General features: G+C 59.6%; 18 protein-coding genes, 4 tRNA genes and 1 riboswitch. Of the genes, 7 read left to right on the top strand and 15 right to left on the bottom strand.

Annotation, left to right across the window (positions count from 1 at the left end; genetic code table 11):
- Positions 1-68 precede the first annotated feature (68 nt).
- Together PS14A_RS18545 and PS14A_RS18550 are read left to right on the top strand one after the other, a co-directional pair.
- Positions 69-1,421, top strand: a complete 1,353-nt coding sequence (locus PS14A_RS18545) for a lysozyme inhibitor LprI family protein (protein ID WP_212616930.1) — start codon at positions 69-71, stop codon at positions 1,419-1,421.
- 185 nt (positions 1,422-1,606) lie between these two features.
- Positions 1,607-5,743: a CheR family methyltransferase gene (locus PS14A_RS18550; RefSeq protein ID WP_212616931.1), complete on the top strand. Its 4,137-nt coding sequence runs from the start codon at positions 1,607-1,609 to the stop codon at positions 5,741-5,743.
- A 75-nt stretch (positions 5,744-5,818) separates the two neighbouring features.
- On the opposite strand, the gene PS14A_RS18555 is transcribed toward PS14A_RS18550, so the two are convergent.
- Positions 5,819-5,895, bottom strand: a tRNA-Arg gene (locus tag PS14A_RS18555).
- Positions 5,896-6,193: 298 nt separating this feature from the next.
- On the opposite strand from PS14A_RS18555, the gene PS14A_RS18560 reads away from it, so the two are divergent.
- Together PS14A_RS18560 and PS14A_RS18565 are read left to right on the top strand one after the other, a co-directional pair.
- Positions 6,194-6,427 carry a hypothetical protein gene (locus PS14A_RS18560; protein WP_041479268.1) on the top strand — a complete coding sequence of 78 codons (234 nt, stop codon included), beginning with the start codon at positions 6,194-6,196 and terminating at the stop codon, positions 6,425-6,427.
- Positions 6,428-6,447: 20 nt separating this feature from the next.
- On the top strand, positions 6,448-6,627 hold the full coding sequence (locus tag PS14A_RS18565) for a PA3371 family protein (RefSeq protein ID WP_016773599.1): 180 nt from the start codon (positions 6,448-6,450) through the stop codon (positions 6,625-6,627).
- On the opposite strand, the gene phnN is transcribed toward PS14A_RS18565, so the two are convergent.
- Complete coding sequence (gene phnN / locus PS14A_RS18570) at positions 6,602-7,171, bottom strand: phosphonate metabolism protein/1,5-bisphosphokinase (PRPP-forming) PhnN (RefSeq protein ID WP_212616932.1); 570 nt, start codon at positions 7,169-7,171, stop codon at positions 6,602-6,604. The two genes, PS14A_RS18565 and phnN, sit on opposite strands and share 26 nt — an antisense overlap.
- 388 nt (positions 7,172-7,559) lie before the next feature.
- On the opposite strand from phnN, the gene PS14A_RS18575 reads away from it, so the two are divergent.
- The gene (locus tag PS14A_RS18575; protein WP_003178899.1) at positions 7,560-7,886 is read left to right on the top strand and encodes an Arc family DNA-binding protein; all 327 of its coding nucleotides are present in this window, start codon (positions 7,560-7,562) and stop codon (positions 7,884-7,886) included.
- Positions 7,887-8,021: 135 nt separating this feature from the next.
- On the opposite strand, the gene mgtE is transcribed toward PS14A_RS18575, so the two are convergent.
- Positions 8,022-9,464, bottom strand: a complete 1,443-nt coding sequence (gene mgtE, locus PS14A_RS18580) for a magnesium transporter (protein WP_016773597.1) — start codon at positions 9,462-9,464, stop codon at positions 8,022-8,024.
- A gap of 321 nt (positions 9,465-9,785) precedes the next feature.
- On the opposite strand from mgtE, the gene PS14A_RS18585 reads away from it, so the two are divergent.
- Complete coding sequence (locus PS14A_RS18585) at positions 9,786-10,298, top strand: cell envelope protein SmpA (RefSeq protein WP_212616933.1); 513 nt, start codon at positions 9,786-9,788, stop codon at positions 10,296-10,298.
- A 19-nt stretch (positions 10,299-10,317) separates the two neighbouring features.
- Here PS14A_RS18585 and PS14A_RS18590 read toward each other — a convergent pair.
- The 7 genes from PS14A_RS18590 to ltaE all read right to left on the bottom strand — a co-directional run bounded on the left by PS14A_RS18590 (position 10,318) and on the right by ltaE (position 16,272).
- A tRNA-Arg gene (locus tag PS14A_RS18590) sits at positions 10,318-10,394 on the bottom strand.
- A 72-nt stretch (positions 10,395-10,466) separates the two neighbouring features.
- Positions 10,467-10,543 (bottom strand) — tRNA-Arg (locus PS14A_RS18595).
- A gap of 107 nt (positions 10,544-10,650) precedes the next feature.
- Positions 10,651-10,741, bottom strand: a tRNA-Ser gene (locus PS14A_RS18600).
- Positions 10,742-10,803: 62 nt separating this feature from the next.
- A complete protein-coding gene (gene csrA / locus PS14A_RS18605) occupies positions 10,804-10,992 on the bottom strand; it encodes a carbon storage regulator CsrA (protein ID WP_002554426.1) in 189 nt (62 codons plus the stop codon).
- A gap of 187 nt (positions 10,993-11,179) precedes the next feature.
- A complete protein-coding gene (locus PS14A_RS18610) occupies positions 11,180-12,421 on the bottom strand; it encodes an aspartate kinase (protein ID WP_016773595.1) in 1,242 nt (413 codons plus the stop codon).
- A 90-nt stretch (positions 12,422-12,511) separates the two neighbouring features.
- Positions 12,512-15,127 carry an alanine--tRNA ligase gene (alaS, locus tag PS14A_RS18615; protein ID WP_137213943.1) on the bottom strand — a complete coding sequence of 872 codons (2,616 nt, stop codon included), beginning with the start codon at positions 15,125-15,127 and terminating at the stop codon, positions 12,512-12,514.
- A 146-nt stretch (positions 15,128-15,273) separates the two neighbouring features.
- Positions 15,274-16,272 (bottom strand): low-specificity L-threonine aldolase, encoded by a 999-nt coding sequence (ltaE, locus tag PS14A_RS18620; RefSeq protein WP_212616934.1) that lies wholly within the window; start codon positions 16,270-16,272, stop codon positions 15,274-15,276.
- 276 nt (positions 16,273-16,548) lie between these two features.
- A riboswitch (FMN riboswitch) is annotated at positions 16,549-16,721 on the top strand.
- 103 nt (positions 16,722-16,824) lie between these two features.
- Between ltaE and PS14A_RS18625 the strand changes: the two genes are divergently transcribed.
- Positions 16,825-17,334 carry a 6,7-dimethyl-8-ribityllumazine synthase gene (locus tag PS14A_RS18625; protein WP_076563870.1) on the top strand — a complete coding sequence of 170 codons (510 nt, stop codon included), beginning with the start codon at positions 16,825-16,827 and terminating at the stop codon, positions 17,332-17,334.
- A gap of 152 nt (positions 17,335-17,486) precedes the next feature.
- Here the strand turns inward: PS14A_RS18625 and astE are convergent, their stop codons facing one another.
- The 5 genes from astE to astA form a co-directional block, all read right to left on the bottom strand.
- Positions 17,487-18,494 carry a succinylglutamate desuccinylase gene (astE, locus tag PS14A_RS18630; RefSeq protein WP_212616935.1) on the bottom strand — a complete coding sequence of 336 codons (1,008 nt, stop codon included), beginning with the start codon at positions 18,492-18,494 and terminating at the stop codon, positions 17,487-17,489.
- 12 nt (positions 18,495-18,506) lie between these two features.
- Entirely contained in the window at positions 18,507-18,797 is a 291-nt protein-coding gene (locus tag PS14A_RS18635) for a hypothetical protein (protein ID WP_016773591.1), read from the bottom strand.
- 57 nt (positions 18,798-18,854) lie between these two features.
- Positions 18,855-20,201, bottom strand: coding sequence for an N-succinylarginine dihydrolase (gene astB, locus PS14A_RS18640; RefSeq protein WP_212616936.1), 1,347 nt, complete (start codon positions 20,199-20,201; stop codon positions 18,855-18,857).
- A 138-nt stretch (positions 20,202-20,339) separates the two neighbouring features.
- On the bottom strand, positions 20,340-21,809 hold the full coding sequence (astD, locus tag PS14A_RS18645) for a succinylglutamate-semialdehyde dehydrogenase (protein ID WP_212617051.1): 1,470 nt from the start codon (positions 21,807-21,809) through the stop codon (positions 20,340-20,342).
- Positions 21,806-22,831 (bottom strand): arginine N-succinyltransferase, encoded by a 1,026-nt coding sequence (gene astA / locus PS14A_RS18650; RefSeq protein WP_024014014.1) that lies wholly within the window; start codon positions 22,829-22,831, stop codon positions 21,806-21,808. Before astA ends, astD begins: the two co-directional genes overlap by 4 nt.
- Between the last annotated feature and the right edge of the window lie 43 nt (positions 22,832-22,874).

The following is a 22,874-nucleotide window of genomic DNA, read 5'->3' on the forward strand; positions in this document are numbered from 1 at the left end:
TGCTTCAAGAATGTTGCCTGGAGTATTACTCTGCGCGCCTGCTCAAGGATTTTCATAGGGACTGAATCGTGTACATCAAGGGACGCTACATCCTGTCGGCCTTTTTGCTGCTGTTTATCCAGCCAATGCGTGCGGCGGCAATGGACTGCACCAAAGCGGCGAACGACGTGGAAAACACGATTTGCGCGAATAAACCGCTTTATGAGCTCGACGCGCAAATGGGCACGCAGTATCGCCAACTGATGACAACTGCCACAGCGACGCAACCTGAGCTCAAGCGCACCCAGCGCGCCTGGCTAAAAACCCGCAATGCCTGCGCAGTCGATGTCGCTTGCCTGGATGGCAGCTACCGCCAGCGCCTGCAAGCATTGCAGGCACAGTGGACGCGAGCCGCAATGTGGCAGCCGGACGCCGTGGATCTTCAGGCGATGAACGATCTGCAGGAAAGCATTCGTGCCGAGAGCAAAAAGCACCCGGAATTTGCGCTGGAACATGCCTTGGCCGCACGGGCTTTCGAGTCTTCGCAGACATCATTCGCGGGCGATCCAGTCGACAGTTATGGCGAGCAAACCCACTTCCCCAAGTCGCGCCCCAAAGGCGTGAGCGAGGACGAATGGAAAGCATTGAACGCCTCACGCATTGAAGGCGCCGCCGAGACCGGACGGACTTCCTACGCACTGCTGGATCTGGACAATGATGGCCAGCGCGACCTTATCGTCGACACATACGCAGGCGGCACTGGCTTGTTCACCTACGTGGAAACCTGGCGCCGAACGGGCGAGCGGTTTGTCAAAAGATCGGTCGAGCCGGAAAGCTCGCTGTTCTACACCAACGACCGTGGCGCCAATCAGGCAATCAGCTGGATCAGGCTTCACGACAGAATTTATGCCGCTTACCGAAACGGCGCCTATGGTGTCGATAATCTGTACCTGCTCAATCCGCTGAAGATCAACCGTCAGGTACCGACGGTGTCCGTGCGTTACGCTTACTCCCTGCAAGTGCCAACCACGCAACATAAAGAAGACGGCACCAGCACCTATGACCTCGAAGCGGATTTGCACGCGGCACTCGACCACGCCGTCACTCAAGCGATGAAAGCCGCCCCCGACTCAACCAATACCTCGCCCCTTTGCCCAATTCCTCCCACGGGTACCGGAGACGGCGATTACTACAGCTACGGCCCAACGCACTATGCCATCGAAAAGATCACCGACCTGCCGGTAATGATTGGCGGCGAATGCTACATCGGGGCGCTGGTCAACTGGTTCGGCAGCTACAGCGAAAAGGCTGGGTTATTCGCCCAACTGGCCGTGCGCAAGCCGGGCGTCGAGGCCAGCGGGACTAGCTACGAAGTCTACGGCCGCCGGCATGTTACCGAGGTCAGCGGGAGCCTTGGCAAAGTCGAAATCAACGACGACTGACCACCGATCATCACACCGGCAAAATAATCGGCACGGTTGCCAATCGCCGGAGGTCAAAGACACAGACAGCACATTTGTCCTTCAAAAATGCAGGCAGATCCCCAAATGAGGTTTATTCTGCTCAATTACCTGCGCCCCCGGACGTCCGCGATACGCTTGTACCGCCACAAAAAAAGGCCGAAGTGATGACCTCGAAAACCCCTGCCTCGCCCTCTGCGCCCGAGCGCAAGGATGTGACCCCCAGCCACCTGAATTTCCCGGTGGTGGGCATCGGCGCCTCGGCGGGCGGCCTGCAAGCGATCAAGCTGTTTTTCGAGCATATGCCGAAGGACAGTGGCATGGCGTTCGTGATCATTTTGCACCTGTCGCCCGATCACCAAAGCATCGCCGACCAGATCATTCAGGAATCGACGCGCATGCCGGTGCTGCAAGTGACGCAGCCGGTGCCGATCGAAAAGAACTGTGTGTACGTGATCTCGCCAGCGCATTCGCTGTCGATGAACGACGGCTATCTGCGGGTCAGCACGGCCGGTTCGCCGCAGGCGCGCCACACGGCCATCGACCTGTTCTTTCGCGATCTGGCCGATGTGCACCGTGAGCGGGCGTTCTGCGTGGTGTTGTCAGGCACCGGCTCCGATGGTGCGGTGGGTTTGTCGCGAATCAAGGAACAGGGCGGCGTGACGCTGGTGCAAGTGCCGGAAGACGCCGAGTTCGACGGCATGCCGCGCGCCGCCATCGAGACGCGCATGGTCGATCTGGTGCTGCCAGTGGTCGAGATGCCGCAGAAACTGATGGAGCTCTGGCGCAACTCCCAGAACATCAAATTACCCAGCGCCAATGATCCCGACTTGAAAGCCTTGAAGCCTGCAAACGAACACGAGGCGTCGATCGCCGAACAACGCCTGCATGAAATCCTGTTGTACCTGCGCAGCAGCACCGGTCACGATTTCAAACACTACAAGCGCGCCACCGTGCTGCGCCGCATCGAGCGGCGCATGCAGGTCACCAGCCAGTCTGACCTCAGCGCTTACTACAACTACCTGCAAAATACCCCGGAAGAAGCCAAGGCCTTGCTCGGCGATATGCTGATCGGCGTGACCAACTTCTTCCGTGACCGCGAAGCCTTCGAAGCCCTCGAGCGCGATGTGCTGCCGCAACTGGTGCAGTCGGTTGCCGACTCGTCGGAAAAAGAAGAACTGCGCATCTGGTCTGCCGGTTGCTCGACCGGCGAGGAAGCCTACAGCCTGGCGATCCTGCTCGACGATCAGATGCAGGTACAAAGCAGCAAGGCCAACCTGCAAGTGTTCGCCACCGATATCGACGAACGTGCGATCACCACCGGCCGCGCCGGCACCTACCCGCAAGCCATCGTTACCGACGTACCGCCAACCCGCTTGCGACATTATTTCGTCAAGGACAATGAGCATTACCGGATTCGCAAGGAAATCCGCGAGAAAGTGCTGTTCGCCAAGCACAGCCTGTTGTCCGACCCGCCGTTCTCGCAGATCGACCTGATCGTTTGCCGCAATCTGCTGATTTACCTGGATCGCGAGGTGCAGCGGGAAATCCTGCAGATGTTCCACTTTGCCCTGCGACCGGGCGGTTTCCTGTTTCTCGGCACCTCTGAAAGCGCCGATGCCTGCCATGAATTGTTCGCGCCAGTGGACAAGCGCAACCGCATCTTCCGCGCCAAGACCGGTACCCCGAACAGCCGTCGCACCCCGACCATGCCACGTGGCGGTTACATGCGCACCAGCGTTTCCCGACCGCCATCGAAAGCCATCGAGCCCGTCAAGCTGTCGTTTGCCGATATCCACCGCCGCGCCATAGAACGCTTCGCCCCGCCGAGCATCATCGTCGACACCAACGCCGATATCCTTCACATGAGCGAAGCCGCCGGGCGCTTCCTGCGGCATGTCGGCGGCGAGCTGTCACGCAACCTGCTGACGCTGATCCTGCCGGAACTGCGCCTGGAAATTCGCACGACGCTGTTCCAGGTGCAGCAAAGCAACCTCACCGTGCGCTCGCGTGAAGTGTTGCTCAAGCGCGAGGAGCGCCAGTACCGCATCACTCTGATTGCGCAGCCGTACAAGGACGACGACTTCGACAGCGAGTGCGTGCTGGTGACCTTCGATGAAACGGAGATCGACGCGCACGAGCAGGCGCTGACCACGGTGCTGCAGACTGAAAGCCAAGTGCTCTCGAACCTGGAACGTGAGCTGCAACGCACCAAATTGCATTTGCAGGACACCATCGAACAGTCGGAAATCTCCAGCGAAGAGCTCAAGGCTTCCAACGAGGAGATGCAGGCGATCAACGAAGAATTGCGCTCGGCCACCGAAGAGCTCGAGACCAGCAAGGAAGAGTTGCAGTCGATCAATGAAGAGCTGTTGACGGTCAATTACGAGCTGAAGACCAAAGTCGAAGAAACCGACAAGATCAACGATTATCTGACCAATCTGATCGCTTCTACCGACATTGCTACGGTGTTCGTCGATCGCAGCATGCGCATCAAATGGTTCACGCCGCGCGCCACCGACATCTTCAGCATGTTGCCGGTAGACACCGGCCGTTCACTGCTGGATATCACCCATCGCCTGAATTACCCGGCGATGACCGAGGACGCGGCGCAAGTGTTCGAATCGCTGAACATGATCGAACGCGAGGTCAACAGTACCGATAACCGCTGGTACATCGCCCGCTTGCTGCCTTATCGCTCCAGCGAAGACCACATCGACGGCACCGTGTTGACCTTCATCGACATCAGCAAACGCCGCGAAGCCGAGGAAGAGCTGCGCCTGGGCGAAGAACGCATGCGTCTGGTCGCTGAGAGTACGCGTGACTACGCGATTATCATCCTCGATGAAATGGGTGCGATCACCAGTTGGAACAAAGGCGCTGAACTGATCTTTGGCCACAGCAAAAACGAGGCCGAAGGTCAGTACTACGATTTCATCTTCACAGCCGAAGACCGTGCTGCCGGCATGGCTGAAAGCGAATTGTCCACCGCCCGCCAGCACGGCCGCTCGGAGGATGAGCGTTGGCATGTGCGCAAGGATGGCAGCCGTTTCTTCTGCAGCGGCGAGGTCACCCTGCTCAGCGGCGATCGCTTGCAAGGCTATGTGAAAATCGCCCGCGACCTGACCGGGCACAAGCGCCAGCAGGATGAACAGAGCAAGGAACTGGCGCAGACGCGCAATACCGTGTCCCTGCGTGATGAGTTCTTCGCGGTCATGTCCCACGAACTCAAGCACCCGCTCAACCTGATCCAGCTCAACGCCGAACTGCTGCGGCGCCTGCCAATGATCCGCACCGCCGGACCGGCGACCAAAGCGGTCAATACCATTTGCGATGCAGTGAACAGCCAGGCAAGGATCATCGACGACCTGCTTGACGTAGCGCGCGTGCGCACCGGCAAGCTCAAACTGCAATTGGCGCGTGTCGATCTGAGCGCGGTTCTGCGTGACATACACACGGTAGTGCTCAATGAGCAGCACGCCACGCGCATCGACCTGCAATTGCCTGAAGCACCGTTGATCATTCATGCCGACCCGACACGGGTCGAGCAGATCATCTGGAATCTGGTCAACAATGCCTTGAAGTTCACACCACCGAGCGGGCGCATTGAGTTGATCGCCAGCAAGAGCGGGAAAATGGCGCAACTGGACGTCAAGGATAACGGCGTCGGCATCGCTGCGGAAAACCTCGAACACGTCTTCGATCTGTTCGGCCAGGCAGAAAAACAGCACACCAACCATCAACGTGAAGGCTTGGGCATAGGCCTGTCACTGGTACGGCAACTGACCGAAGCCCAGCACGGCACGGTGAAGGTTGCTTCGCCGGGGCTCGGCGCCGGTTGTACCTTTACCGTTCGCCTGCCGCTGTCGACTGATGTCGAAGAAACCGCTGCAACAGCCGAGGTTGAACCGGTTTCCGGCAAGCTCGATGGCTTGAGCATTCTGCTGGTCGACGACTCGCCGGAAGTGCTGGAGACCTTGAAGCTGCTGCTGGAGATGGAAGACGCCGACGTAACGGCCTTCGATCATCCGGTGGCAGCGCTGAAAGCCGCTGAGAGCACGCGCTTCGATCTGATCATCTCCGACCTCGGCATGCCGGTCATGACCGGCTATGAACTGATGGCTGCCCTGCGCAAACTGCCGCTGGTGAAAAACGTACCAGCGATCGCCCTCACCGGGTATGGCACTCAGAGCGACATGCAGAAATCCCGGGAAGCCGGGTTCGATCAGCATCTGGGCAAACCGGTGGCGTACGACGACCTGATTGAAACCATCGAGGCGTTGCGCCGCTCGGAGTTGCTGTAGAGCTCGCCAGCGCTCCAACGCAAAAAGCCCCGCCGCACGAGTAAGTGCGACGGGGCTTTTTGTTTATTGAAGAGGTGGTGTCCCAGGCGGGGTTCGAACCTGCAACCTTCCCCTTAGGAGGGGGATGCTCTATCCAATTGAGCTACTGAGACACTGATTGACGCGGGCTGTATGCGACGCGACAGACGGCGTGCATGTTAACGGCCGGCCCCTGTTTTGTCATGTCGTCCGTAGGGCTTTTTAAGTGTAGGCAAACGCCCTGGAAGATTGCGGGAACTTTTACCGGGCAAATTGCACTACGCGGAAATGCGGTCATTGCAGATTGCAATCAGCGTCGCCGGAAAAAACATACCAAACCCTTGTTTTTAAAGGACTTATCAGCCGTTACACTGTTGGCACGGCGGCTGCTATGCCTGTTCTATCAAAAAGAACAATTTGGAGCGTCGTGCCATGAACAGCACCCTCTTGCTTGCAAACGCAGCGGCATTGGCTTTCTTGCTCGGATCGCATTTTTTTCCCAAGGCTGACGTTGAGCAGCCAGTGGCGCAGCGCATGCCGCATTACCTGCAAGTGCAGAAAGCGCCGCAGTGGGCAGTGTTGAGTGAACGCAGCGACGCTTCTACACAAATGGTCAGCGAGCCTGAGCAAGCCTCGGCGCCAATCACCGAACGTCTGGTTTTTTGAAATATCTTCAGGAGTACAACATGTCCAAATCGGCGACAGGATTTCTGATCCTCGCTTTACTGAGTGGCGTTACCCATCTGGCGCTGTTCGAGGAGACGGAAGTCACCTTGCCTCTGGTTGGCTGTGGCGTGTTTGCGGTGCTCTTCGTGTTGGCTCTGATTGCAGGGCGCAAGATCAAGTTCGATCCGGTTCTGCGTTGAGCCGGATCACCTCGAGTAATGCAGAGACAGCTTCAGCAAGATCAGCAGAATTATCGACCTGATGAACGGGGCTGTCGCTGGATCTTCGGTCTTTGAACAGTGCGTTGCGAGCCAGCCTCGCATCGATTTGCTCAGGGGCCTCCCGACCACGGCTGAGCAAGCGCTTGCGCAGGACATCATCGTTGACTGTCAGCAGAATCGGCACCAGGGTTGGATACCTCTTCATTGCTTGACGCAGGTTCGCTCTTGACCCGTTAACCAGTACGTGCCGGCCCGCTTGCAACCATTCATCCATTTCCCTTGGAATGCCGTAGGAGAGGCCGTTGGCTTGCCAGGCCAAGGAAAAAGCGCCGGCGTGCTGTCGCCGCTCGAACTCTTCAGGCGTCACGCCAATTGCATCTTCGCCGACGGACTCCGCCGAGCGGGTAATCACCCGGCGCATTACTTCACAGTTCAACGCCCGCAGTGGCTCACGTGATGCATCAATCAGGCTGTCCTTGCCCGAACCAGACGGCCCCATCAGGTAAAAAAGCTTGCCATCCATCCCGAAAACGCCCTCCGACGGGTCCTGCCTCTAGTAAATCGGCAAATTGCCACTATCCTGTACACATAGGGATCAAGAATAGCGAGCCGCATAGCATGCACGTTCCGAAGTCTTCGGACATCAACAGATGTGCATTCAAAAGCGGGCAGCGATACGGAAGGATGGAAAGTTTTCCAACCAGTCCGCATTTCTGACAACTGGTGCTGGCATTACGCCTTTACCCGGCTCAATATTTGTCACAGAATTGACGCCAATGATCTGGCAATTTTGAGGCATGATGCCGGCCTCTTAACAATTCAGGTTGAACCAATTGGTCCGGATGCTTGTCCTACCACACATCCTGCGGCCAATCCCGAGAACCGCTCCCCTGAACTAACCGGTTAAATATATGCGCCCATTGAAACAGGCAATTTATTCCAGCCGTACGGCTGACAAGTTTGTCGTACGTCTGCCAGACGGAATGCGTGAACGCATTGCCGAGGTGGCTCGCAATCATCATCGCAGCATGAACTCCGAGATCATTGCGCGCCTTGAGCAGAGTCTTATTCAGGAAGGCGCACTGGGCGAAGAGCTGAGCATGCGCCTGGACAGCCCGGAGCTGTCGCTGCACGAGCGCGAGCTGTTGCAACGCTTCCGTCAGCTGTCGCACCGTCAGCAGAACGCCCTGGTGTCGCTGATCGCACACGACGCAGAAATGGCCGCAGACGCGTCCTGAGTTATACCGAACATATTGAAGCCAGCATGATTGCTGGCTTTTTTTTGCCCGCAATATGACAGATGGCCGCTTGGCAATTGAGTGTGGCAGGCACAAAAAAGCCCGTCGATTTGACGGGCTTTTCATTGCACAAGATCAGAGCAGGAAGATTGTCGCCAACCCGAGGAAGATAAAGAAGCCACCGCTGTCGGTCATTGCCGTGATCATGACGCTGGCGCCCATCGCCGGATCGCGACCCATTTTCGCCAGCGTCATCGGGATCAACACGCCCATCAACGCCGCCAGCAACAGATTGAGTGTCATCGCCGCCGTCATGACCACACCGAGTGACCAACTGCCGTAGAGCATGTACGCGACCACACCGATCACCCCGCCCCAGACCAGACCGTTGATCAAACCGACCGCCAGTTCTTTGCGCATCAAGCGCGAGGTATTGCCGGTGCTGACCTGATCCAGCGCCATGGCGCGCACGATCATCGTGATGGTCTGGTTACCGGAGTTGCCACCGATACCCGCCACGATCGGCATCAGCGCCGCCAGTGCTACCAATTTCTCGATCGAGCCCTCAAACAGACCGATCACCCGCGATGCGACAAATGCAGTGATCAAGTTCACCGCCAGCCACGCCCAACGGTTACGCAGGGACTTCCACACCGAGGCGAAGATATCTTCCTCTTCGCGCAGACCGGCCATGTTGAGGACTTCGCTTTCGCTTTCCTCACGGATCAGGTCGACCATTTCGTCGATGGTCAGACGGCCGATCAGTTTGCCGTTCTTGTCGACCACCGGCGCCGAGATCAAGTCGTAACGTTCGAATGCCTGAGCGGCGTCGTAGGCATCTTCGTCCGGGTGGAAACTGACCGGATCGCTGGCCATGACTTCCGCGACCTGCTTCTCCGGATCGTTGACCAGCAGACGCTTGATCGGCAGCACGCCCTTGAGCACGCCGTCGTAATCGACCACGAACAGTTTGTCGGTGTGACCAGGAAGCTCTTTCAGGCGACGCAGGTAACGCAGGACCACTTCAAGGCTGACGTCCTCACGGATCGTCACCATCTCGAAGTCCATCAGCGCACCGACCTGATCCTCGTCATAGGACAGCGCCGAGCGCACGCGTTCGCGCTGCTGGTTATCCAGACTCTCCATCAGCTCATGGACAACGTCTCGCGGCAGCTCGGAGGCCAGGTCAGCGAGTTCATCGGCGTCCATGTCCTTGGCCGCAGCCAGGAGCTCGTGATCGTCCATGTCGGCGATCAGCGTCTCACGGACGGAATCGGATACTTCGAGAAGGATATCGCCGTCGCGATCGGCCTTGACCAGTTGCCAGAGCGTCAGACGATCGTCCAGCGGCAAGGCTTCGAGAATGTAGGCGACGTCGGCGGAGTGCAGATCATCGAGCTTGCGTTGCAGCTCGACGAGGTTTTGCCGGTGAACCAGGTTTTCCACGCGGTCGTGATGCGGACCTTCCTGGCGATGAGTCAGGTCTTCAACGACACGCTGGCGCTGCAGCAACTCGACGACCTGAGCCAGGCGGTCCTGCAGGCTTTCCTGTGTTTTCTTTACTTCGATTTCGGACATAGGCGAACTCCACTCCCAGCAGCGGGGCACGCCGGAAGGATCAATCAGTCAATTCATGATTGGTGAAACGGTTTACTGAACAACTACTGGGTAAGTCCATGGAGGTTTTCCATAAGCCCCGGCGGGGCTGACGGGCGCAATGATACACGCCTGACGGTTTAAAACGTTGAAAAAATCACGGCTGAAACAAGCGCTTGCGAAACAAACCTGAGCGCCTGCCTGACCCGTGCAAATGCGACGACTCATCTTGAAAAGAAAACACACCGGCAATGCAAAAAGCAGCGACTACCCTTGAGCCTAGATCGTCACGGAGGACATCGAATGCCAGCAAATGCAGCGCTTTTTCTACTGACCGCCCTGGTCCACACCACGCCTGCCAACGCCATCACACTTCATCGTTGCCAGGCCGCTGACGGCAGCGTCACGTTCACGTCGATGAGCTGCGCTACTGGCGAGCAACTCTCAGTTCAGGAAGTTCACCCGTACTCGCCTGGCTGGGTCGCAATCATGCCGGAGTTCAATCACGAAGCTGTTTCCGGCATGAAAGACAGCGGGCGCGAACCGGGCATCGTCGGCGGCACCGAACACAAATGTGGAAACCTGATCGATAACAGGCAGCGGCGCGAAGCAATCATCAACCGGCGAGTGATTGCCGGCATGAGCCAGCGGGACGTCGAAAGCGCACTGGGCAAGCCCGACAAGATCAACACGCGCACGTCGACCACGAGCTATCGTTACGACCTCAAGCGAGGCCGCAGTGCTCAAATTGATTTTGATGAAAGAGGCTGCGTGAAGGGAAAAGCCAAATCCCGGACAGCAAAAAGCCCGCGATAAACGCGGGCTTCTTGGTATATGGTGCACTCGACAGGATTCGAACCTGTGACCGCTCGGTTCGTAGCCGAGTACTCTATCCAGCTGAGCTACGAGTGCATTTTGTGTTTTTAAACCAGACCACAACTGGCTGAAGCCGAGTTACTCACCTTACAGCAAATAACTCTTAAATGGTGCACTCGACAGGATTCGAACCTGTGACCGCTCGGTTCGTAGCCGAGTACTCTATCCAGCTGAGCTACGAGTGCATTTGTTGCCGCGCATTATAGGCCGTCTAATCTCTATGTCAAACACTTTTTCTAGTAATTTCAACAACTTACAGAAGAAGCCAGATTACGACGTACTAAGCAAATAATGGCGGAGAACGGGGGATTCGAACCCCCGACACCCTTTTGAGGTGTACTCCCTTAGCAGGGGAGCGCCTTCGGCCACTCGGCCAGCTCTCCGCAACACGGGGCGTATATTAACCAGCTTCTTCCCCGTTTGCAAACATAAAAATCGATAAAAATTAATGGCTTGGTTCTTCGTCCTTCTCTTTCTTTATACGCAGGTAAATTTCCTCACGGTGCACCGCAACCTCTTTCGGAGCGTTGACGCCGATACGCACCTGGTTTCCTTTGACGCCGAGCACGGTCACGGTGATTTCGCCGTCACCGATAATCAGGCTTTCCGCGCACCGACGAGTCAGAATCAGCATACCTTTCTCCTTACGCCATTCATTTCAGGGACAACAGTCTGCAAAAAAAAGGCACCCGACCTACAACCGCAGCGATCGTAGCCCTACATGCCTGAGTATTGACCAGCGCGAGCAAAAGAACAGTTCCGGGGCTCGCGCCATTCAAAAATAAAGGGCGCGGTCAGACCGCGCCCTTCACAGAAGCGGATTACTCGCCCTGACGGGCCGGAGCATCCAGTTCGAAAGCCGTGTGCAGCGCGCGCACGGCCAGTTCCAGGTATTTCTCTTCGATCACTACGGACACCTTGATTTCCGAAGTCGAGATCATCTGGATGTTGATGCTTTCTTTCGCCAGCGATTCGAACATGCGGCTGGCCACGCCTGCGTGGGAACGCATGCCGACGCCGACGATCGAGACCTTGGCGATCTTGGTGTCGCCAACGACTTCACGGGCACCGATCTCGCGAGCGGTGTTTTCCAGCACGGTCTGTGCGGCCTGGTAGTCGTTGCGGTGCACGGTGAAGGTGAAGTCGGTGGTGTTATCGTGCGCGACGTTCTGCACGATCATGTCGACTTCGATGTTCGCGGCACTGATCGGGCCGAGAATCTTGAACGCCACGCCCGGGGTGTCTGGCACGCCACGGATGGTCAGCTTGGCTTCATCGCGGTTGAAAGCGATGCCGGAAATGATCGGCTGTTCCATGGTTTCCTCTTCATCAATAGTAATGAGGGTGCCCGGACCCTCCTTGAAGCTGTGCAGTACGCGCAGCGGAACGTTGTACTTGCCGGCGAATTCCACCGCACGGATCTGCAGCACCTTGGAGCCGAGGCTGGCCATTTCCAGCATCTCTTCGAAGGTGATCTTGTCCAGACGCTGAGCGACCGGCACCACACGCGGGTCGGTGGTGTAGACACCGTCGACGTCGGTGTAGATCTGGCATTCATCCGCCTTCAACGCTGCAGCCAGTGCCACACCAGTGGTATCGGAACCGCCGCGACCGAGGGTGGTGATGTTGCCGTGCTCGTCGACACCCTGGAAACCGGCGACAACTACCACGCGGCCGGCCTTCAGATCACCGCGAATCTTCTGGTCATCAATCTGCAAGATACGCGCTTTATTGTGCGCACTGTCAGTCAGGATCCGCACCTGATTACCGGTGTACGACACCGCCGGCACACCGCGCTTGATCAGCGCCATGGCCAACAGGGCAATCGTCACCTGCTCACCGGTGGACACGATCACGTCCAGCTCGCGCGGAACCGGTTGCGCCTCGCCACTGATTTGCTTGGCCAGATCGATCAGACGGTTGGTTTCGCCGCTCATTGCAGACAGCACAACCACCAGGTCATCGCCGGCATCGCGGAATTTCTTAACCTTGTCGGCGACCTGCTCGATTCTCTCGACAGTGCCGACCGAGGTGCCTCCAAATTTCTGTACGATCAAAGCCATTTCAAAGCCGCCTCTGCCCATGAAGGGCGCCCAATAATCTTTCGAACAGTCGCCAGGCCCGCCACTAGACTGCGAGCCCGGCGAGCCGTCTTATAAAGCCTGCTCGACGAATGGAACGGTCAGCGCCAGTGCGCCATCCAGCGCAGCGGCATCGACACCGCCGCCCTGCGCCATGTCCGGACGACCACCGCCCTTCCCGCCCACTGCCGCAGCAGCCTGTTTCATCAAATCACCGGCTTTGAGTTGGCCAGTCAGGTCCTTGGTTACACCTGCAACCAGTACGACCTTTTCCTCATGGACACCGCCGAGCAGGATCACTGCGCGGCCGAGTTTGTTTTTCAGCTGATCGACCAGCGCCAGCAGCGCCTTGCCATCCTGACCGTCCAGACGGGCGGCCAGCACCTTCACGTCCTTGACGTCCATTGCCGAGGCCGACAGATCGTCGCCCGCCGCGCTGGCTGCCTTGGCCTGCAACTGCTCGAGTTGTTTCTCCAGCAGACGGTTGCGCTCCAGTACCGCCGAGAGCTTGTCGATCAGGTTGTCGCGGCTGCCCTTGACCAGGCTGGCCGCTTCCTTGAGTTGTTCTTCCGCCGCGTTCAAGTAGGCCAGCGCCGCAGCACCGGTGACTGCCTCGATACGACGCACGCCCGATGCCACACCGCCTTCGCTGATGATTTTCAGCAGGCCGATGTCGCCGGTACGGTTGGCGTGGATACCGCCACACAGTTCAACTGAGAAGTCGCCCATGCTCAGCACGCGCACGCTGTCGCCGTACTTCTCGCCGAACAGCGCCATGGCGCCTTTGTTCTTCGCGGTTTCGATGTCGGTTTCTTCGGTTTCAACGGCGGAGTTCTTGCGAATCTCGGCGTTGACGATGTCTTCCAGCTGCTTGATCTGCTCAGGCTTGATCGCTTCGAAGTGGCTGAAGTCGAAACGCAGGCGCTGACTGTCGACCAACGAACCTTTCTGCTGCACGTGCTCGCCGAGCACCTGACGCAACGCGGCGTGGAGCAAGTGCGTCGCCGAGTGGTTCAGCGCGGTGGCGTGACGCACTTCGGCGTCGACGTGGGTTTCCACCGGCGCGCCGATGGTCAGGCTGCCCGCGGCCAGCACACCGTGGTGCAGGAATGCGCCGCCGGTCTTGGTGGTGTCGCGCACGTCGAAGCGGCTGCTGCCGGCCTGAATGAAACCGCAGTCGCCGATCTGGCCACCGGATTCGGCGTAGAACGGCGTCTGGTTGAGCACGATCACGCCTTCCTGACCTTCGCTCAGCACGTCGACCGACTGGCCATCCTTATAGATGGCAACGATTTTCGCCGAGCCGCTGGTGGCGGCGTAACCGGTGAACTCGGTGGCCACGTCGACCTTGACCAGGGTGTTGTAGTCCAGACCGAACGAGCTGGCCGAACGCGCGCGAACACGCTGCGCTTCCATCTCGCGCTCGAAACCGGCTTCGTCGACGGTCAGGCCGCGCTCGCGGGCGATGTCGGCGGTCAGGTCCATCGGGAAACCGTAGGTGTCGTAGAGTTTGAACACCACGTCGCCTGGCACCACGGTGCCTTTGAGCTCGGCCAGATCCTGCTCGAGGATTTTCAGGCCGTGCTCCAGGGTCTTGGAGAACTGCTCTTCTTCAGCCTTGAGCACGCGCTCGATGTTGCTTTGCTGCTTCTGCAGTTCCGGGAAGGCTTCGCCCATCTCGGCGACCAGCGCCGCGACGATCTTGTAGAAGAAGCTGCCGGTAGCGCCGAGCTTGTTGCCGTGACGGCAGGCGCGACGGATGATCCGGCGCAGCACGTAACCGCGACCTTCGTTGGAAGGCAGCACGCCATCGGCAATCAGGAAACCGCAGGAACGAATGTGGTCGGAAACGACTTTGAGCGACGACTGATCGCCGTTTTCGCAGCCGATCGCTTCAGCCGAAGCCTTGAGCAGGTTCTTGAACAGGTCGATGTCGTAGTTGGAGTTGACGTGCTGCATCACCGCACTGATCCGCTCCAGGCCCATGCCGGTGTCCACCGACGGCGCTGGCAACGGATGCAACACGCCGTCGGCGGTGCGGTTGAACTGCATGAACACGTTGTTCCAGATTTCGATGTAGCGGTCGCCATCTTCTTCCGGCGAGCCCGGCGGGCCGCCCCAGATGTGCTCGCCGTGGTCGTAGAAAATCTCGGTGCACGGGCCGCACGGGCCGGTATCGCCCATGGTCCAGAAGTTGTCGGAAGCGTACGGCGCGCCCTTGTTGTCGCCGATGCGGATCATGCGCTCGGCGGGCACACCGATTTTCTGTGTCCAGATGTCATACGCTTCGTCGTCGGTGGCGTAGACAGTGACCCAGAGCTTTTCCTTCGGCAGCTTGAGCACGCCAGTCAGGAAGGTCCAGGCGAAGGTGATCGCGTCGTGCTTGAAGTAGTCGCCGAAGCTGAAGTTACCGAGCATTTCGAAGAACGTGTGGTGACGCGCGGTATAACCGACGTTTTCCAGGTCACTGTTCTTGCCGCCGGCGCGCACGCATTTCTGGCTGCTGGTGGCACGGGTGTACGCACGTTTTTCCTGGCCCAGGAAGCAGTCCTTGAACTGGTTCATCCCCGCGTTGGTGAACAGCAGGGTTGGGTCGTTGCCCGGAATCAAAGAGCTGGAGGCTACACGGGTGTGGCCTTGCTCTTCGAAGAAGCGAAGGAAGGCTTCACGGATTTCTGCGCTTTTCATTAGGTTCTTCCACGGAGGCTGCGGCCAAAGGCCTGTTCGAAACGTCATGAGACGAAGCGACGGCAAAGGGCCGCATTATATCGGCCCTGCGCGCGGGGTACAGCGTGTTTATACGATAGAAACGGTCAATTGGACGGCTGACGCTGTCACTTGCGTGAAAACTCGACGAATGTCGCGATCACTTGTTCGATTTGCGCGCGGCTGACGTCCATGTGCGTGACCATGCGCAAGCGCGCGGCGGCGCTGAGCCTGATTCCGCCGGCAAAGTCCTTGAGTGCTGCGGCCTTGTCGCCCATTTGCACATACACCATGTTGGTTTGCACGGGTTCGACGACGAAACCGGCCTCACGCAGACCCTCGGCGAGCAACTGGGCGTTGGCGTGGTCATCGGCCAGCCGTTCGACGTGATGATCCAGCGCGTACAAGCCAGCCGCCGCCAGCAACCCGGCCTGACGCATGCCGCCACCGACCATTTTGCGCAAACGCCGCGCCTTGCCGATCAGTTGCTCGGAGCCGCACAGCACCGAGCCGACCGGCGCGCCGAGGCCTTTGGACAGGCACACCGACACCGAATCGAAATGCTGAGTGATTTCCCGGGCATCGACGCCAAGCTTGACCGCCGCGTTGTACAACCGCGCGCCGTCCAGGTGCAGTTGCAGGCCATGCTCTTGAGTAAAGCGTCGCGCGCGCGCCAGATATTCCAGCGGCAGCACTTTGCCCTGCATGGTGTTTTCCAGCGCCAGCAAACGCGTGCGGGCGAAATGGAAATCGTCCGGCTTGATCGCCGCCGCGACCCGATCCAGATCCAGTGAACCGTCAGCCTGCACCTCCAGCGGCTGCGGCTGAATCGAACCGAGCACCGCCGCCCCGCCACCTTCGTACTTATAGGTGTGCGCCTGCTGACCGACAATGTACTCGTCGCCCCGCTCGCAGTGCGCCATCAGGCCGAGCAGGTTGCTCATGGTTCCGGTCGGCACGAACAACGCGGCGGCAAAGCCCAGGCGTTGGGCCAGTTCGGCCTCGAGGCGATTGACCGTCGGATCTTCGCCATACACGTCGTCTCCGGTGTCCGCTGCGGTCATCGCCTCGAGCATGGCGGGAGTCGGTTGGGTGACGGTGTCGCTGCGAAGATCGATAACACTCATGAACCTGGCCTCTGGTCAGCAGGGGGAATCCCTTTGTGAAGTGGGATTACTGCGGTCATCGCGCAGATTAATCAACCCTCGACCGAGGAAAAATCACCGCCCTCAGGAAAAAGCACAATCCTTGTGGGAGCGAGCCTGCTCGCGAAAGCGCAGTAACAGTCAGCATATGCGTTGAATGTGAAGGCGCATTCGCGAGCAGGCTCGCTCCCACAGTGTCATGTGCATGGCCGGGAAATATGTGTTACAAACTTGCCGCCGCCCGCCTATGGGCGGCACAAACGTTCTCAGGGCGGGGTGCAATTCCCCACCGGCGGTAATTGCGCGCAACGCGCATAGCCCGCGAGCGCTTGGCGTTGCACACGACTTGAGTCGGGGTGCGTCGGCAAGGTCAGCAGACCCGGTGTGATCCCGGGGCCGACGGTCATAGTCCGGATGAAGAGAGAACGGGATCGACGCCAAAGGGCCGTCCGCGTGCATCCGTGCCTGCGTTCGCACCCTTGCATCCCTTTCGATTCATAACGCCCTGTTTTTCACACAAACAGGAGTCAGAACATGCAACCCACCGCTATCGACAGCAAAAGCAAACACCCACAGGGCGAGCGCGTCGCGTTCATCCAGGCCTGCTGGCACAAGGAAATCGTCGACCAGAGCCGTAAAGGCTTCGTCGCTGAAATGCTGGTGCAGGGCTATCAGGAATCGGACATCGATTTCTTCGAAGTCGGCGGCGCTTTTGAAATGCCGCTGCACGCCAAGCTGCTGGCCAAGTCCGGCCGTTACGCCGGCATCGTCGCCGCCGCCCTGGTGGTGGACGGCGGCATTTATCGCCACGAATTCGTTGCGCAATCGGTGGTCAGCGGCCTGATGCAGGTGCAGCTGGAAACCGAAGTGCCGGTGTTCTCGGTGTCGCTGACCCCGCATCACTTCCATTCGGGCGAAGAGCATCAGAAGTTCTTCTTCGAGCACTTTGTGCACAAGGGCCAGGAAGCAGCGCGGACTTGCGCGGACACGCTGCAGAAAGTTCGTGCGCTGCGTCGTACAGAGCCGCGTGCGGTAGCCGTGTAACGTCGAGTGAGTTTTTGACCTCACTCAAATCAAATGTGGGAGCGAGCCTGCTCGCGAAGAGGGACTGCCAGCCGACGACAAGTTGACTGGTAGACCGCTTTCGCGAGCAGGCTCGCTCCCACATTGGTTTTGTGCCGATTCAGATGTCGCTATCAGGCGAGGTTTTCGTCAGTGGCCGGGACGATCAGGATGCCGGCGCGCAAGCCGTTCTTGACCTTGGGGTTGGGGAAGATGATCCGTGCGCCCTGCTCTTCGATCACCCAGCGGGTATTGGCCAGGTCTTCGGCCAGCACATAACCCGGTTCCAGCTCGGAAAAGTTCTCGATGTCCGCCGGCAGATTCAGGCGGAACGCATCGCTGTGCTTGATGATTTCCCGCGCCACGCTGAACAGCTGCAAACCGTCCAGCCCTGCTTCTGTCTCCGGCTCAGTGCCTTCGATGATCTGCTTCAGACGGGTTTCCAGCAGTGAGACGTTGACGCCGTCGTTCTGCCCGAACGGCCGCGCCTTGCCCAGTTCCAGGGTGAAAGCCTCGGCGTCGAGTTTGTCGTAGGTGTACGAGCTGAAGACGATGGATGGTTTGTTCTGCAACAGCACTGCTTCCATGCCGGCGGCGCGCAGGCGCGCCAGTTCGCGGCGGGAATGCTGGCGCCCTTCCTTCCACGGGTACAAGGCGAACTGCTCGATTTTCGAGCCACGAATCGCCGTGTGCAGGTCGTAGTGCAGACGCTGGCGATCGGGTTTGCTGAAGAAACTCGCCGCCAGTCGTTCCAGCTCACAGGCGCGCAAGGCTTCCGAGCCGCTGCTTTGTTCGTGGCGGCCGTTGAACAGCCGATTGACATCCTGCTCGACGAAACGCTCGCCCTTGCGGATCGCTTCCGGGTTGCCGAACAGGAACAGTATGCGTGCGCGCGGCTTGAGATCGCCGCGTGCAATGTCGTGCAGCAACCGATCGAGCAACTCGATCGGTGCGGTTTCATTGCCATGGATGCCTGCCGACAGCAGCAGGTCGAGGCCATTGTCGCGCGCTTCCGGGGGCCGCACTTCCAGCGCCCCTTCGCTCAACCAGCGCATGCGCACGCCTTCGACAGTCAGTTGAGTCTTCTCCGCCGGTTCGCGGCCGGCGAGGGTCAGTTCAAGCAGTTTGCCGAGGGCGAGCATAGAGCGGTTTCCTTAGTGGTCGTGGTTGCAATCCGGGCCGTGTACGTGATCCTCGTCAGCGCCGAGGTCAGCCGGTTCCATTTCCAGTTGCAGACTTACCAGATTAGTCGCCAATGGCCGCAGCAGCAGGTTGGCGTACTCTTCGTCACCTTCCTCGACGTCCACGCCGATCAGCAGCTGGCCACGGCCGTCCTGCTGGATCCACAGCTCTTTGCCTTGCCACATCACCGCGACGCGGGTGCACGAGGTTTGCAATTGCGTGCCGTCGGTGTCTTCAAGGATCAGCTGCAGGGAATCGCTCATGTTTTTACTCTCTTGGGGTGACACGCCGCGCGCCGCGTTCAGGCAGCGCGCCGGCGATCAATTGATCTGGAAGGGATAAACCGCGCCCAGTTTAAGGATTTGCGTCAGTTCATCCAGTGCCGTCCGGCATTCAAGCAGCAACTGCGGGTCCGCCAGATCGGTTTCGCTGAGGCGGTCGCGGTAGTGCTTTTCAACCCATGCGGTCAACGAACCGTATAACGGGGCCGTCATGATAACCCCTGGGTTGACCGCCGCCAGTTCGGTTTCATTCAGCGCCACGCGCAGACGCAAACATGCCGGGCCACCGCCGTTCTGCATGCTTTGCTTGAGATCGAAGACCTTCACTTCGCGGATCAGCCCGCCGGAGCTGGTCAGGCTCTGCAGATAAGCCCAGACGCGTTCGTTGGCCTGGCATTCCTGCGGCACGATCAGCAGCATCGAGCCGTCAGGACGCGAGAGCAACTGGCTGTTGAACAGGTAGGAACGCACCGCGTCATCCACAGTGACCGCCGAACGCGGCACACACACCGACTGGAAGTTACCGCCAACCTTGGCCAGCTTGGCTTGCAGCTCGGCAAGCATCTTGTCGGTCTCGAGGAAGGCGTCCTCGTGATAGAACAGCACTTCACCGTTGCCCACGGCGATCACGTCGTTGTGGAACACGCCCTGATCGATGACGTTGGGATTCTGCTGCGCGTAGACCACGCCTTCGTCACGCAGACCGTGCAGACGCGCCACGGCTTGCGAGGCTTCGAGGGTCTGGCGTGCAGGGTATTTCTGCGGCGCCGGGAAACGGTTGTCGAACGCACTGCGGCCGAACACGAAAAACTCGACGCCCGCCTCGCCGTACTCACGGCAGAAACGCGTGTGGTTGGCCGCGCCTTCGTCGCCGAACTGCGCCACTGCCGGCAATGCGGCGTGATGGGCGAAGTGCTGTTGATTGGCGAACATCGCCCCGAGCACGCGGCTGGTGGTCGGGTGTTCGATGCTGCGGTGATATTTGCAATTGAGGTTGGCGGCGGTGAAGTGCACGCGGCCGTCAGCGGTGTCGGCACTTGGGCTGACCGTGGCGGCGTTGGCCACCCACATGCTCGACGCCGAGCAACTGGCGACCAGCAGCGGCATCGCTTCTTTGGCGGCGCGTTCGATCACTTGCGCGTCAGTGCCGCTGAAGCCCAGACGGCGCAGCGCGGCCACGTCGGGACGTTCCTGCGGAGCCAGCACGCCTTGCTGAAAGCCCATGTCCATCAGCGCTTTCATCTTCGCCAGACCTTGCAGCGCCGCTTCCTTCGGATTCGAGGATTGCTGACTGTTGCTCTGCGAGGCGACGTTGCCGTAGGACAGACCACCGTAGTTATGGGTCGGCCCCACTAGACCGTCAAAATTGACTTCATAGGATTTCATCAGCGAGGCTCCACGAGAATCTGTTGTTATAGGCTTCAGTAACTATTCTTTGCGACCGAGGCGCGGCCTTCGCGAGCAGGCTCGCTCCCACACTGGAATGCATTTCCCTGTGGGAGCGAGCCTGCTCGCGAATGGGCGCTACGCCATTTTCACGCCGGGTGTCAGCGAGGCAGGCAACACCAGGCTCGGGGTTTCCAGCGAGGCCACCGGGTACGCGCAATAATCCGCTGCGTAATAGGCGCTGGCGCGGTGGTTGCCCGAGGCGCCGACGCCGCCGAACGGCGCGCTGCTCGCGGCGCCGGTCAGCTGTTTGTTCCAGTTGACGATGCCGGCGCGGCTTTCCAGCCAGAACTGCTGATAACGCGCTTCGGAATCGGAGAGCAAACCGGCAGCCAGCCCATAAGCGGTGTTGTTGGCTTCAGTGATCGCGGCGCCGAAATCGGCATAGCGGATCACTTGGAGCAGCGGCCCGAACAGTTCTTCGTCCGGACGCTCGGCCACTGCCGTCACATCGACGATGCCCGGAGTCAGCAAGGCCGATTGCGCTTGTGGCTGAGTCATTTCCAGCAGCGCCACCGCGCCGTTGGCCAGCAGTTGTTCCTGCGCATCCATCAAGGCTTTCGCCGCGCCGAGGGAAATCACCGAGCCCATGAACGGTGCCGGTTGCTGATCGAAGGCACCGACTTCAATGGTCGAACTGACTTCAACCAGACGCTTGAGCAGGCTGTCGCCCCACGCGCCTTGCGGCACCAGCAGACGGCGGGCGCAGGTGCAGCGCTGGCCGGCAGAGATGAATGCCGACTGAATGATCGTGTACACCGCCGCGTCCAGATCAGCGACCTGATCGACCACCAGCGGGTTATTGCCGCCCATCTCCAGCGCAAGAATCTTGTCCGGGCGACCGGCGAATTGCTGGTGCAGGTGATTGCCGGTGCGGCTGGAACCGGTGAAGAACAGACCGTCGATACCCGGGTTCGCCGCCAGCGCGATACCGGTTTCCCGCGCGCCTTGCAGCAGGTTCAACACGCCTGCCGGCAGACCGGCTTCGATCCAGCACTTGACCGTCAACTCGGCGACTTTCGGCGTCAGTTCGCTGGGCTTGAACAACACACTGTTACCGGCCAGCAGCGCCGGGACGATATGACCGTTGGGCAGGTGACCGGGGAAGTTGTAAGGGCCGAACACCGCAACCACGCCGTGCGGCTTGTGGCGCAATACGGCGGTGGCGTCGCCCAACGGGCCGCTCTTCTCGCCGGTGCGCTCACGGTAGCTCTGCACCGAAATGGCGATCTTGTTGATCATGCTGGTGACTTCGGTCGCGGACTCCCACAGCGGCTTACCGGTTTCTTCGCCGATGGTGCGAGCCAGTTCGTCAGCGTGGTTTTTCAACGCAGCAGCAAAAGCTTCGAGGACGCTGATGCGCTCCTCGAGGGTGCGACGTGCCCACTGAGGAAAGGCCTGGCGAGCAGCCTGAACCGCCGATTCGACCTGCGCGGCAGTGGCGCCCTCGCCCGCCCACAGCACTTGCTGGGTCACCGGGTTCAGCGATTGAAAGGCCTCGCCCTGACCGGCCAGCCACTCACCTGCGATGTATAGCGAATTCATTATTTCGACTCCCGTGCAGCGGACAGCGCCACGGCGCGAACCTGATCGCCGGCGCTGAGTTGAAGACGTTTCGCGGTCTGCGGATCGACCACCAGGGTGCCCGCAGCCAGGCGCGCTGGGGCAGCCGTGATGCGGCAATCCTCGCGCTTGCGGTTGTGGATGATGAACGGCGTGGCGTCATCGCCCGGCGTGCCGACGGCCAGCACCAGCGCTTCGCTGTCACGCACCGCGCGGATCTTGCTGGTTTCGCATTCGATGGCCGGGCCGGCGTCGAAGATGTCGACGTAACCCTGATAGCTGAAGCCTTCGCTCTTGAGCATCGCCAGTGCCGGTTCGGTGTCCGGGTGCACCTGGCCGATGACGTTGCGCGCGTCCGGCGAGAGGAAGCAGGTGTACAGCGGGAATTTCGGCATCAGTTCGGCGATGAACGCCTTGTTGCCGACGCCGGTCAGGTAATCGGCCTGGCTGAACTCCATCTTGAAGAAATGGCGGCCGAGGCTTTCCCAGAACGGCGAGCGCCCGGCGTCGTCGGACACGCCACGCATTTCGGCGATGATCTTGTTGCCGAACAGCTCCGGGAACTCAGCGATGAACAGCATGCGCGCCTTGGACAGCATCCGGCCGTTGAGGCCGTTGCGGTAATCGGCGTGGAGGAACAGCGAGCACAGCTCGGAATTGCCGGTCAGGTCGTTGGCCAGAAACAGCGTCGGAATTTCGCGGTAGATGTTCAGCTCTTGCGAAGCGCTGACCGTCAGACCGACGCGGAAGTTGTACCAGGGCTCACGCAGGCCGACCGCACCGGCGATGGCGGAAATCCCCACCACGCGGCCGTCATCGTCTTCGAGCACGAACAGATAGTCGGCATCGCCACGCCCGGCTTCGCCGCGAAAGGTCTTCTCGGCCCAGCCGACCCGGTGGGTCAGGCGCTCTTCGTTGGCCGGCAAGGTAGTCAGGCCGGTGCCGGTGCTGCGGGCCAGGTCGATCAGCGCGGATAAATCGCTGCTGCGTACGGGACGAACAATCATGCTATCTCCTCAAACGGGCCGCTCGCGCCACCCGTGAAACTCG

Origin of the sequence: Pseudomonas sp. 14A (assembly GCF_018132745.1) — a bacterium.
In the GTDB taxonomy this organism is placed as follows: domain Bacteria; phylum Pseudomonadota; class Gammaproteobacteria; order Pseudomonadales; family Pseudomonadaceae; genus Aquipseudomonas; species Aquipseudomonas mercuritolerans.